The 11,235-nt window shown below is 62.5% G+C and carries 13 protein-coding genes and 1 tRNA gene; 3 read left to right on the forward strand and 11 right to left on the reverse strand.

All coding sequences use genetic code 11. From position 1 onward, the window contains the following. Positions 1-106 precede the first annotated feature (106 nt). Together hfq and hflX are read left to right on the forward strand one after the other, a co-directional pair. Positions 107-607 (forward strand): RNA chaperone Hfq, encoded by a 501-nt coding sequence (hfq, locus tag K0M74_RS14565; protein ID WP_293973869.1) that lies wholly within the window; start codon positions 107-109, stop codon positions 605-607. Positions 608-615: 8 nt separating this feature from the next. Beyond that, a complete protein-coding gene (gene hflX / locus K0M74_RS14570; protein ID WP_293973908.1) occupies positions 616-1,956 on the forward strand; it encodes a GTPase HflX in 1,341 nt (446 codons plus the stop codon). On the opposite strand, the gene mazG is transcribed toward hflX, so the two are convergent. From mazG to K0M74_RS14625, 11 genes are all read right to left on the reverse strand, one after another. Then, positions 1,931-2,707: a nucleoside triphosphate pyrophosphohydrolase gene (mazG, locus tag K0M74_RS14575; protein WP_293973872.1), complete on the reverse strand. Its 777-nt coding sequence runs from the start codon at positions 2,705-2,707 to the stop codon at positions 1,931-1,933. The genes hflX and mazG overlap by 26 nt on opposite strands. Positions 2,708-2,813: 106 nt before the next feature. Further along, positions 2,814-2,990 carry a hypothetical protein gene (locus K0M74_RS14580; protein WP_293973875.1) on the reverse strand — a complete coding sequence of 59 codons (177 nt, stop codon included), beginning with the start codon at positions 2,988-2,990 and terminating at the stop codon, positions 2,814-2,816. Continuing rightward, positions 2,987-3,751 carry an MBL fold metallo-hydrolase gene (locus tag K0M74_RS14585; protein ID WP_293973878.1) on the reverse strand — a complete coding sequence of 255 codons (765 nt, stop codon included), beginning with the start codon at positions 3,749-3,751 and terminating at the stop codon, positions 2,987-2,989. Before K0M74_RS14585 ends, K0M74_RS14580 begins: the two co-directional genes overlap by 4 nt. A gap of 13 nt (positions 3,752-3,764) precedes the next feature. Beyond that, positions 3,765-4,541: a TatD family hydrolase gene (locus K0M74_RS14590; protein ID WP_293973881.1), complete on the reverse strand. Its 777-nt coding sequence runs from the start codon at positions 4,539-4,541 to the stop codon at positions 3,765-3,767. Next, positions 4,541-6,118, reverse strand: coding sequence for a methionine--tRNA ligase (metG, locus tag K0M74_RS14595; RefSeq protein ID WP_293973884.1), 1,578 nt, complete (start codon positions 6,116-6,118; stop codon positions 4,541-4,543). The genes K0M74_RS14590 and metG overlap by 1 nt, the downstream gene beginning before the upstream one ends. Positions 6,119-6,156: 38 nt before the next feature. Beyond that, entirely contained in the window at positions 6,157-7,143 is a 987-nt protein-coding gene (locus K0M74_RS14600; protein ID WP_293973887.1) for a DNA polymerase III subunit delta', read from the reverse strand. Then, the gene (gene tmk, locus K0M74_RS14605) at positions 7,134-7,754 is read right to left on the reverse strand and encodes a dTMP kinase (RefSeq protein WP_293973890.1); all 621 of its coding nucleotides are present in this window, start codon (positions 7,752-7,754) and stop codon (positions 7,134-7,136) included. The genes K0M74_RS14600 and tmk overlap by 10 nt, the downstream gene beginning before the upstream one ends. A gap of 78 nt (positions 7,755-7,832) precedes the next feature. Continuing rightward, entirely contained in the window at positions 7,833-8,759 is a 927-nt protein-coding gene (locus K0M74_RS14610) for a D-alanyl-D-alanine carboxypeptidase family protein (RefSeq protein WP_293973893.1), read from the reverse strand. Positions 8,760-8,805: 46 nt separating this feature from the next. Continuing rightward, positions 8,806-9,117 carry an SPOR domain-containing protein gene (locus tag K0M74_RS14615; protein WP_293973911.1) on the reverse strand — a complete coding sequence of 104 codons (312 nt, stop codon included), beginning with the start codon at positions 9,115-9,117 and terminating at the stop codon, positions 8,806-8,808. Between the two features lie 24 nt (positions 9,118-9,141). Next, the gene (locus K0M74_RS14620; RefSeq protein ID WP_293973895.1) at positions 9,142-9,777 is read right to left on the reverse strand and encodes a septal ring lytic transglycosylase RlpA family protein; all 636 of its coding nucleotides are present in this window, start codon (positions 9,775-9,777) and stop codon (positions 9,142-9,144) included. Further along, positions 9,761-10,822 (reverse strand): lytic transglycosylase domain-containing protein, encoded by a 1,062-nt coding sequence (locus K0M74_RS14625; RefSeq protein WP_293973897.1) that lies wholly within the window; start codon positions 10,820-10,822, stop codon positions 9,761-9,763. The genes K0M74_RS14620 and K0M74_RS14625 overlap by 17 nt, the downstream gene beginning before the upstream one ends. 148 nt (positions 10,823-10,970) lie before the next feature. Between K0M74_RS14625 and K0M74_RS14630 the strand changes: the two genes are divergently transcribed. Beyond that, positions 10,971-11,060, forward strand: a tRNA-Ser gene (locus K0M74_RS14630). Positions 11,061-11,235 lie beyond the last annotated feature (175 nt).

The following is an 11,235-nucleotide window of genomic DNA, read 5'->3' on the forward strand; positions in this document are numbered from 1 at the left end:
CTAGACCTGACGCATGCTTTGCCGCATATTGATGGGAAGAAGAAGGTCTTAAAGCCGGAAAACCGGCGCATACCCGCGGTCGTACCGCCAAAAACAGGAGGCAAATGTGTCCGATAAGAACCAGAATCTCCAAGATATTTTTCTCAACGCGCTGCGTAAGAGCAAAACCCCGGTAACGATGTTCCTCGTCAAGGGGGTGAAGCTTCAGGGCATCATCACCTGGTTTGACAATTTCTCGTTGCTGCTGCGCCGCGATGGTCAATCGCAGCTGGTTTATAAACATGCGATCTCGACGGTGATGCCGTCGCACGACTTCGACCTGTCGCTGCTCGGCGGCAATCTGCGCGAGGCGCCGGCCAGCAAGGGCAAGGCGTTGCAGGATGTATTCCTGAATGCGGTGCGCAAATCCGATGAATCGGTGACGATGTTCTTGGTCAACGGCGTGATGTTGCAGGGTGATATCGTCGCTTTTGACCTATTCTGCATGCTGCTCGAGCGCGAGCGGCAGGTGCAACTCGTCTACAAGCACGCCATTTCGACGGTGCAGCCGAACGGCCCGATCAACCTGACCGATAGCGAGCCGGACGCAGAAGCGGACAACGCCTGATCGCCTCGATTATCGACAGCCCGGAAGAAGTCACCCGCGGCGCCGCCGCGCTCCTCGTCGTGCCCGAATGGCATAGCCAGCGGCTGGCGCGAGATCTCGACGCGCGCGCCGAGGAGGCGAAGGGACTCGCGGTGGCCATCGGGCTCGACGTGGTTGCAGTCCACACCTTGCGGCTGCGCCAGACGCGCGCTGCCACGCTGATCGGCGTCGGGCAGATCGAAGCCATTACGCCCGATATCGAAAAGCACGGCGTCCAGCTGGTTGTCGTCGATGCGGCGCTCAGCCCGATCCAACAGCGCAATCTGGAAACCTCGTTCGGCACCAAGGTCATCGACCGCACCGGGCTGATCCTCGAAATCTTTGGTGAACGCGCCGCGACCGCTGAGGGGCGGTTGCAGGTGGAACTTGCGCATCTCGACTATCAGGCGGGACGGCTGGTGCGCAGCTGGACCCACCTCGAACGCCAGCGCGGCGGCTTCGGTTTCCTCGGCGGGCCTGGCGAAACGCAGATCGAGGCCGATCGACGGATGATCCGCAACCGCATGGCCCGGATTCGGCGCAGCCTTGATGATGCACGGCGCACTCGCCAGCTCCAACGGTCGAAGCGCCAGCGCGCGCCATGGCCCGTGGTGGCGCTGGTTGGTTATACAAATTCCGGCAAATCGACGTTTTTCAATCGCTTGACGGGAAGTGACGTCATGGCGGAAGATATGTTGTTTGCCACGCTCGATCCGACGATGCGCGAGATAAGGCTGCCGGGGGTCGACAAGGCGATCCTGTCCGATACCGTGGGTTTTGTGTCTGATCTGCCCACCGAACTAGTCGCGGCGTTCCGTGCCACGCTGGAAGAGGTCACGACTGCCGACCTGATTGTCCATGTCCGTGACATCGTCCATCCCGACAGCGACGCGCAATATGACGATGTTCGAGCGATTCTAAGCTCGCTCGGCGTCAATGGACCGCAGGATGACGGGGAGGGCGATACGCCGCCGGCGATCCCGCAGATCGAAATCTGGAACAAGATCGATACCGCGGACGCCGATGGGCGCGCTGGGATCGAGGAGATGGCGGCGCGCCGTTCTGACGTCGCGGTCGTATCCGCCGTGACGGGCGAAGGCGTCGAAGCCGCGCGCGTGTTGATGGCGGCGCAACTGACCGCGCTGCACAAGGTGCAGCGGATTTACCTCGACTATCAGGACGGCGAAGCGGCGGCGTGGCTTCACGCGCGTGGTGAGGTGTTGGCCGATGAACCCGAGGGTGAGGGACATGTACTGACCGTCCGGCTCGATCCCGCCGACAGCGCACGCTTTGAGCGGCTGTGGCCTACGGACGACGCTCCGACGCCTTGACCGCCAGCCAATGCGCTTCCTGCGCGTCGAGCGACAGACCCGCCAGACTGCCGCCTGCGCGATCTTCCATCGCGGCAAAACGGCGCCCGAATTTGGTGTTGGCGTCGCGAAGCGCGCTTTCGGCGTCGACTCTCAAGTGACGCGCGTAATTAACGACCGCGAACAGCAGGTCGCCGACCTCCTCGTGACGGGCCGCATCGCTAGTTGCGGTTGCCACTTCAGCCAGTTCTTCGGTGATCTTGTCGCGTGGGCCAGCCTCGTCAGGCCAGTCGAACCCGACGCGCGCAGCGCGCGACTGGAGCTTTTGGGCACGCAGCAAGGCAGGCAAGGATAGCGCGACGCCTGAAAGAGCGCTTTTGAGACCGTCAGCGGCGCGTTCATCGGCCTTGATCTGTTCCCATTGCTGGCGGACGTCGTCAGCCTTGTGATCACCAAAAATATGCGGATGGCGGCGTTCCATCTTGTCGCTGATCGCGGTGGCGACATCGTCAAAGCCGAAGATGCCGGCGTCTGCGGCAATCTGGCTGTGGAACACGACCTGGAGCAACAGGTCGCCAAGTTCGTCGCAGATCGCCGCAGGATCGCCGCCCGCGATCGCTTCGGCAACTTCGTAGGCTTCCTCGATCGTGTAGGGCGCGATCGTCGTGAAACTCTGCGCAAGATCCCACTCGCATCCATCATGAGGGTCGCGCAATTTGGCCATCACCGCCAGCAGGCGATCAATGGGGGGATGGAGCGTCGCGTGGGCCATGATTTTATCCGATAATATATATTATGTTAAATTCTCTATGGGACTGAGGAAATCCCCCTGCCGTTGAAATCATACGATTTTGCCCCGGCATATGATTGCGAAGCAATCAGGTGACCATCTGCCACGTTCGGATGACCAGAAACACCAGACCAAAAATCGCCGCCCACGCCAACCCCATCTTGAGCCAGTCGGCCATCGGCAACCGCCGCGCCAACAAGGAGCTGACGACCAGCGTCAGCGCACCGACGAACCAGATCATCTGCACCGCCGTATCACCGCTCATAGCTGCACCTCCAAACCGTCATAGCCCGGCTCGACACCCGGCGGCAATTCACCCGCAAGGTCGTCATAATCCATCGTATTGTCCATATGCGTGATAACCGCGCGCGGACTGCCGCATTTTTCGAGCGCAGCGAGCGTCATCGCGAGGTGCGGATGCGTCGGGTGCGGATAGCGGCGCAGCGCATCGATCACAAAAAGGTCAACGCCTTGGAAAAAGTCGACCATCTCGTCGGTAAACTTTGAAAAATCCGTAGCATAGCCGATCTTATGCACACCATCGCAGAAGATCAGCCCGCTGGCCTTGATCGGCCCGTGCGGCATTTCGATCGCCGAAACCTCGATCGGCCCGATCGATTGATGGTCCAGCAAGTCGATCGGATCGACCAACGCCGGATAACCGGCGTTTCCGGCAAAGGCATAGGTGAAGCGCCATTTGAGTGTGTCGAGCACATGGTTGCGCGCATAGGCCGGCACCAGAGAGCCGCGCAGATGCATGATCTGGCGCAAATCGTCCAATCCGTGGCAATGGTCCGCATGCTCGTGGGTCCAGATGATGCCATCGACTGTGCCAACCTCGGCATCGAGCAATTGCAACCGCATGTCGGGACTGGTGTCGACGAGCAGGCGAAAGCCACCGAGCGAGATCAGGATCGAGGACCGACTGCGCAGGTTGCGCGGATTGTCGGGGTCGCATTGCCCCCAGTCATTACCGATCCGCGGCACGCCCGACGACGTCCCGCAACCCAGGATACGAACCTTCATGGCGCGTATGGCGTCATGGCGCCGCCTTATTGAAAAGCCCGTAGAAATTCGCGCTCGTCGCCGCGCCCAGGGCTTCCGGATCCTCGTCGCGCAGGGTTGCGAGAAACGCCAGCGTATCGGCCACAAACGCCGGTTCGCCTGTCTTGCCGCGGTGCGGGACGGGGGCGAGGAAAGGGGAGTCGGTTTCGATGAGTAGCCGATCCTGTGGTAGCCATTTGGCGGTCGCCTGCAGATCGGCAGCATTTTTGAACGTCACAATGCCCGAAATCGAAATGAACAAGCCCAAGTCGAGTGCTTTGCGCGCGAAATCGTCGCTCGCGGTGAAGCAATGGATTACGCCGGGGAAAGTCGCCCTGTCCATCTCCTGACCCAGCAGCGCCAGCGTATCGGCCTCGGCATCGCGGGTGTGGACGATGATCGGCAGCCCGGTCGCCTGCGATGCGTGGATGTGGCGGCGGAAGCTGTCCTGCTGTCGCACGCGGTCGCTCTTGTCGTAATAATAATCCAGCCCGGTTTCGCCGATGCCGATAACCCGCGGATGTGCGGCGCGCTCGACCAGTTTCGCGGTATCAACGTCGGGGTGATGGTCGGCGTCGTGCGGATGGATGCCGACGCTGGCCCAGACGTCCGGATTGGCCTCAGCCGCCGCCAGCACATCGTCCCACTCGCTCTCGCGCGTCGCAATGTTGAGCATCGCGGTGACGCCGCGGGCGCGGGCGCGATCCAGCACTTCGCCCTGCTGCTCGGCGAGCCCCTTGTAATTGAGATGGCAGTGTGAATCGACGAGCATTAGGCCTCCCCTTCCCCCTCCGGCAGGTCGAGGCGCGGGAAGAGGGGGGTTGGCTGGCCAACGATAAATCCGCTAGCAGCGAGGTTCACAAACCAATCGCCATCGTTCAACGCTGCGAAATTGCGCGCATCTTCGCCAATGCCCATCTGGTCGAGCAAAGTGTCGGCGGCGGTCGGCACCACCGGGCGGATCGCGATCGCGAGGGTACGGACGACCTGGAATAGGGTCATTAGCACCGCGCGCATCCGGTCGGGGTCGGTCTTGCGCAGCGCCCACGGGGCTTGCGTATCGACATACTGGTTGCACGCAAACACGGCCCGCAGCCATTCCTCGATCCCGACCGAGAACGCAAGCTGTTCAAATTCGCGCGGCAGTAGGTTGCGGCACGCGTCATTAACGATCGACAGCAGCGCGCGATCATCTTCGTGCGACGCATAGTCGGCTGTTAGAATGCCATCCAAATTCTTGAAAATCATCGACAAGCTGCGTTGCGCAAGATTGCCGAAGCTGTTCGCCAGATCGGCATTGGCAGTGCGCACGATCGCCTCCGCTGAGAAGGTGCCGTCCTGCCCGAAGCTGACCTCGCGCAGCAGATAATAGCGCAGCGGATCGACCCCGAAGGTGTCGGCAAGCGCCATCGGATCTACAACATTGCCCAACGACTTTGACATCTTCTCGCCGCGGTTGAGAAGGAAGCCGTGCCCAAACACCTGTTTGGGCAGCGGCAGACCGGCGCTCATCAGAAAGGCTGGCCAGTAAACCGTATGAAAACGCACAATATCCTTGCCGATCATGTGGATATTGGCGGGCCAAAACTTCCCGAAATCGCCATCGAGATCGGGATAGCCCAGCCCCGAGAGATAGGTGGTGAGCGCGTCGACCCACACATACATTACATGCCCCGGCGATCCCGGCACCGGCACCCCCCAGTCGAAACTGGTGCGCGAAACGCTGAGATCTTTGAGCCCGCCTTCGACGAAGCGCATCACCTCGTTGCGGCGGCTTTCGGGGCGGATGAAATCGGGCTGTTCTTCATACAGCGCGAGCAGCCGGTCCTGATAATTCGAAAGGCGGAAGAACCAGCTTTCCTCGACGGTCCATTCGACCGGAGTGCCTTGCGGCGACAGGCGGGCGGCCCCTTCCCCGTTGGTCAGCTCGCTTTCGTCGTAAAAGGCTTCGTCGCGGACCGAATACCAGCCTTCGTAGCGGTCGAGATAGAGGTCGCCATTCGCCTCCATCGCTTTCCAGATCGCCTGCGAGGCCGCATGGTGCCCTGCGTCCGACGTCCGCATGAAATTGTCATAGCTAATATTCAGCTTGGCATACATCTCGCGGAAATAAGATGACATTTCATTGGCGAGGTCGATCGTTTCGCGGCCCTGATCGCGGGCGGTCTGGAACATCTTGAGTCCATGTTCGTCGGTGCCGGTGATCAGCCGCACGTCGCGGCCGCGCGCGCGCTGGAACCGCGCCATCACGTCGGTCGCGATCGCTTCATAGGCGTGGCCGATATGCGGCCGCCCATTGGGATAGCTGATCGCGGTGGTAATATAGAAAGGTGCGCTGTTTTCGGACATGGCCGCGCCTTAGCCGCTGGCGCGCGCGAGGGAAAGCGTCAGCGTGCCGGTTGTGCTGAACGCGGCGCCAGTTCGGCGAGGCAGTTGCCGATTTCGAATCCGACCATGGTGCCGTCATAGGAGCCGCGGATCGCATCGCGTACGGTCCTCTGGACGCGGTCCCATTGCGCGAGAATCGGGGCAATCTCCGCGACCGAGCGCTCGCGCGCCAACTGGGCGAGCAGCCCGGGCACGATATCGATGACGAGTTCGAGCCTCGCGCGATTGCTGGTGCCGCCAACCTCGCGCGCCAGCGCCTCGCGCAGCCGGTTCTCGGGGTCCCCGGTCGCGGCAATCGCGAGTAGTTTTTTCTCCATCGAGGCGACATCGCTGTCGATCAATGCGAGTGCTTTGCCCGGGACGCCGCCCGACGCCGCGACGATCGCGCGTACCTCGGCGATCTCGAGCATCGGGCGCAGGTCGTGCAGCCATGTTGTCATGACGTCACGTTCAACCGGTTGAAAACGTAGCGCTCTGCATCGCGACCGAATCGTCGGCAGCAAGCGCCCCGGCGAATGGCTCACGAGCAGGAACAGCGTTTTTGCTGGCGGTTCTTCCAGCGTTTTAAGCAGCGCATTGGCGGCGTCGGTTTCCAGATCGTCGATCGCGTCGACGATGATGACGCGCCATTCGCCGAGCGACAGCGACAGATGCATGCGGCGGATCATCGCTCGCACCTGATCGATCGTGATGTTGCGCGCGAGGTCTTTGCTCTTGTCCTTGAGTTGGCGCGTCAGATGGATGATTTCGGGGTGGTTACCCGCCTCGACCAGCCGCTCCGCGGTGCTGTCGCCTGGATCGTCGAGTCCGACAGTCTGCCCGTCGCCGCCGCGGCCATGAGTGACGAGAAAGCGTGCGACGCGGGCGGCAAAAGCCCCTTTCCCCATCCCCTGCGGTCCGGCGAGCAGCCAGGCGTGGTGCAGCCTGCCCCCCTGCCAGGCTTCGAGCAAAGCTGCCTCGGCCCCCTCGTGGCCGATCATAGCCATTCGGCGAGACCCTCCAGTATCGCTGCTGTCACCTGCTCCGCGGGCGCGTCGGCGTCGACAATCTGCCAGCGGTCGGGCTCGGCCCTGGCCATTTCGATGAAGCGCGCGGCGAGGCGCGCCTGATAGTCCGCGGGCTTGCTGCCCATGCGGTCGCTACCGCCGCGGGCGGCGAGACGGCGCGCGGCTTCGGCGGGGCTGACGGTGAGCAGGAAGGTGCGGTTGGGTAGCAAGCCTTCGGACCCCACGCCGTGGAGCGTCAATATGTCTGCATCGGTGAGACCGCCGCCGCCGCCCTGATAGGCGCGGCTCGAATCAACGAAGCGATCACACAGCACCCACGCGCCGCGCGCCAGCGCCGGACGGATCGTCCGCGCGACATGGTCAGCGCGCGCCGCCGCGAATAGCAAGGCTTCGCTGCGCGCATCCCAGCGGTCATCGCTGCCTTCCATCAACAGCGTCCGGATCGCTTCGGCGCCGGTGCTGCCACCGGGCTCGCGCGTTGCCACGACCTCGATACCACGCACTTCGATAGCCGCAGCGAGCGCCCGGATCTGCGTCGATTTGCCGACCCCCTCCCCGCCCTCGAGCGTGACAAACCGCCCGCGCGTCATGCCGAAAGCCTGAAAGGTTGGAGACGGAAGAAACGCGCGTGCATCATGTGGCCGTAGCCGCCAGCCCGGGCTTTGTCATCACGGCGCAGCGCGGCCGCTGCCAGAGGCGGCTTTTTTGCCCTTGCCCCCGTTGTTCGCCGCCAGCGTCACCCCGAAACCCCAACTCATCAGCCGCTCGGCCTCGTCGCGGCGCGCCTTGTCATTCGGCAGGCCGGCAACGACCATGATCAGCCGCCGCCCGTCGCGCTTCGCTGAACCCAGCAAACAATAGCCCGCTTCGGACGTGTAGCCTGTCTTTAACCCATCAGCCCCCAGCACCCGCCCGAGAATCGGATTACGGTTTGCCTGAATGATCGGCTTACCCTCGGGCGACGTGCCATGCTGGAGCTTTGGCATCGAAAAATAGCGGGCATAACCGGCGGGATGATCGCGGATCAGCCGGTCGGCAAGCGTGATGAGATCGGTGGCGCTGACCTTTGTAATCCCACCGTCGGGCCAGCCATTCGGCGTCCCGAAATTACTCGATTTCATACCAATTTGCGAAGCTACAGCATTCATTCTTTTGACAAATAATTCTTCGCCACCATCAATCCCGACCGCCAGCGCGGCGGCGGCGTCGTTGCCCGATACTGTGATCAGTCCTTTAAGCAGCTCATCGACCGAGACCTTTTCGCCAGGGCGCAGGAACATCGTCGACCCGCCGTTGCTGCCCTTCCACTTCTTCCACGTCGCTTCGCTGACGGTGAATTGCTTGTCGCGCGCCAACTCGCCCTTCTTGATCAAGTCCAATACGACATAGGCAGTCATTACCTTCGCCATCGATGCTGGGGCAAAGCGCTTCTCTGCACCCCGCGAGAACAGAACCTCGCCCGAATCGACATCCTTGAGCATCACGATCGGGGCCTGCGTGGTGTAGGACGGATGCGCTGCCGCCGTGCTTTTTGGACGTGCGTCGTCCGCCGCGGCCGCTGGCACGGCGAGCGTTAGTGCAAATCCTGCCAACACCGCAGCGCTTTGCGTTGTAATCTTTGAGAGTTTTATCACGCGTTCGTCACCGATCGCGCTGGACCACCGCGTCGCGGAAACCCTTGGCCTTCGCCGTTCCGAGTGCACCGCGCGCGTCGGCGTCGCTGGCGAAAGGGCCGATTCGCACCCTCCAGAGGTTGCCCGCCTTACTCACCGTGCCGCCGACCGATTTTGCAGCGGCATTGGCGCGGCTTTCGCTGCTGAACGCGCCGACCTGGACGACATATTTCCCTGCAACGGCGACTGCGGGTTTAGCAGTCGCTGCCGGTTCCGTGGTCGGTTTTGCTTTTTCAACGACAAGGCGGTCATCGCCGGGCTTGGCTTTTCCCGATGCAATCGGCGCTGCGGGCTGCGCTTGGACCTAAGGCGCTCCGGCGAGCGCGTTCGGGACCGGCATGGCTTTCAGCTTGGTGCGCAGGATTGACAGCAGCGAATCCGGCGTCGCAATCCGTTCGGGGACCGGTTGCCCGGCGCGCAGCTGCGCGCGTTCGGCGAGGGGCGGATTGGTGCGGCGGACGCGGACCGCTGAAACCGCGGCGCTCAGGCCGAGCTGTTCAGCGGCGCCGCGCGACAGGTCGATCAACCGATCGCCAACCATCGGGCCGCGGTCGTTGATACGCACCAATATCGTGCGTCCGGTATCAAGCGCGGTCACCTCGACATAGCTGGGCAGTGGAAGCGTCTTGTGCGCGGCGCTGATCCCGGCGGGATCGAATATCTCGCCATTGGCGGTGGGCCGCCCAGCGAGCTCCTCGCCATACCAGCTCGCATAGCCGACATCGTCGTAATCGGCGATGTCCGATGGGGTGTAGGTCGTACCGCCGATCGTATAGGGGGCGCCAATCTTGACCGGTGTGTCGCTCACGCCGTTCGCAGATTGCGCCGGGGCTGGGCTGGCGGTCGGCCCGCCCGGGCGCTCGTCGCCGAAACTGCCGCAGCCGACGAGCAGCAGCATCGCACCGGCTATCAACCCCGTTTTTCTACCGATCGATTTCATCCGCCAGCAACCCCACCGATAATGCGTAAAAATTGGAACAATTATAGTCCAATATCGCACGATAGTTACCGGTCAGCAAATAAGCGGTCCGTCCAGGGCCGTCGGGTTCGAGCAGCACCGCCTGAACCTGTCCGTCGGGCCAGCGTCCGCCGACCGGCTGAATCCCGTCGGCGCGCCATTCGGCCATCGAGCGCCAGCGGCTGTGGCGTGCGAAAACGCGGGGGCAACGGGTCGGGGTGAGGCGACTGGCAAAACGATTGCGATCGAAGCTGCTCGGCACCGTCACGGCCACGCCCCAAGGCTGTCCGGCACGCCAGCCGGCACGGCGGAGATAAGCGCCGATCGATTCAATCGCGTCTGCTTCGCTCGACCAGATGTCGGCGCGTCCGTCGCCGTCGCCGTCCTCGGCGACCGCCAGAAAGACCGACGGCAGGAACTGGGGATAGCCGAAGGCGCCGGCCCAGCTGCCTTTCAGCACCTCACGCGGCACTCCGCGCTGGACCATCTCCAGCGTCGCAATGAATTCGGGCTCGAACAGGCTGCGGCGGCGCCCTTCATAGGCCAGCGTCGCCAGCGCTTCGGGCAGGTCGAAGCTGCCAGTGACCTGGCCATAGGCGGTTTCATGGCCATAGATTGCGATCATGATGCTCGTCGGCACCCCGGTGCGCGCCTCGATCCGGGACAACAAAGGCAACAAGCGATCGTGGACGCGGCGCCCGCCGTTGATCCGTGCGGCATCGACGTGCCTTGCCTTGTAGGGCGCGAAGTTGGGAATCGGCGTGTCGGCGGTGGGCGGGGTGCCTAAATTGTCGCGGTCGAGCGCAATCACGCGCTGATTGTAGCGCAGCCCAGCGGTGACACGATCAAACACCTGCCGCGACACGCCGCGCGCTTGTGCCTTGGGCCACAGCGACTGCACATAGGCATCAAAGCCGCCGTCGCCGCTCTGCGCATGCAGCGGCGCCGATGCGGTTAGCAGCCAGGCCGACAGGACGGCGGCGGTGAGAGCGAAAAGACGACCGATGCTGAAATTGATAGCGTGCATGATGTTCCCACCCATAAGGTGTGTCTCGCACAGATGCGAGCGGCTTGGCTAGGTAATGGCGGGACGAGCCGAGTCATTCGCACGGCGGGCTGAGCCGGGCAGGTTTTTCTTGCCGCATCGGCCGATCGCGCTATGGCGGCGACCGTGCGGACAGGTGGCCGAGTGGTTTAAGGCAGCGGTCTTGAAAACCGCCGTGGGTGCAAGCTCACCGTGGGTTCGAATCCCACCCTGTCCGCCACATTCGTTTGGGTACAAACCGGAGACATAGGTATCATATTGTACCTAAGACATGGGTGACACCCTTGCTCCGAAGGGGTTGTCGATTGTTTGTAACGTTCTTTGTTCGAGATCGATATAGCCCAGATCATATTGCATGAAGCTGACGAGCCAGATGCCGTCGTCGACTTCCTTGA

Source organism: Sphingopyxis sp., from assembly GCF_019459305.1.
Taxonomy (GTDB): Bacteria; Pseudomonadota; Alphaproteobacteria; order Sphingomonadales; family Sphingomonadaceae; genus Sphingopyxis.

What these genes read in the sequence shown, in the direction of transcription:
- mazG (WP_293973872.1), bottom strand. Translation starts at nt 2,707, where the DNA reads ATGGCCCACGCGACGCTCCATCCCCCCATTGATCGCCTGCTGGCGGTG.
- K0M74_RS14580 (WP_293973875.1), bottom strand. Translation starts at nt 2,990, where the DNA reads ATGAGCGGTGATACGGCGGTGCAGATGATCTGGTTCGTCGGTGCGCTG.
- K0M74_RS14585 (WP_293973878.1), bottom strand. Translation starts at nt 3,751, where the DNA reads ATGAAGGTTCGTATCCTGGGTTGCGGGACGTCGTCGGGCGTGCCGCGG.
- K0M74_RS14590 (WP_293973881.1), bottom strand. Translation starts at nt 4,541, where the DNA reads ATGCTCGTCGATTCACACTGCCATCTCAATTACAAGGGGCTCGCCGAG.
- metG (WP_293973884.1), bottom strand. Translation starts at nt 6,118, where the DNA reads ATGTCCGAAAACAGCGCACCTTTCTATATTACCACCGCGATCAGCTAT.
- K0M74_RS14600 (WP_293973887.1), bottom strand. Translation starts at nt 7,143, where the DNA reads ATGGCTATGATCGGCCACGAGGGGGCCGAGGCAGCTTTGCTCGAAGCC.
- tmk (WP_293973890.1), bottom strand. Translation starts at nt 7,754, where the DNA reads ATGACGCGCGGGCGGTTTGTCACGCTCGAGGGCGGGGAGGGGGTCGGC.
- K0M74_RS14620 (WP_293973895.1), bottom strand. Translation starts at nt 9,777, where the DNA reads ATGAAATCGATCGGTAGAAAAACGGGGTTGATAGCCGGTGCGATGCTG.
- K0M74_RS14625 (WP_293973897.1), bottom strand. Translation starts at nt 10,822, where the DNA reads ATGCACGCTATCAATTTCAGCATCGGTCGTCTTTTCGCTCTCACCGCC.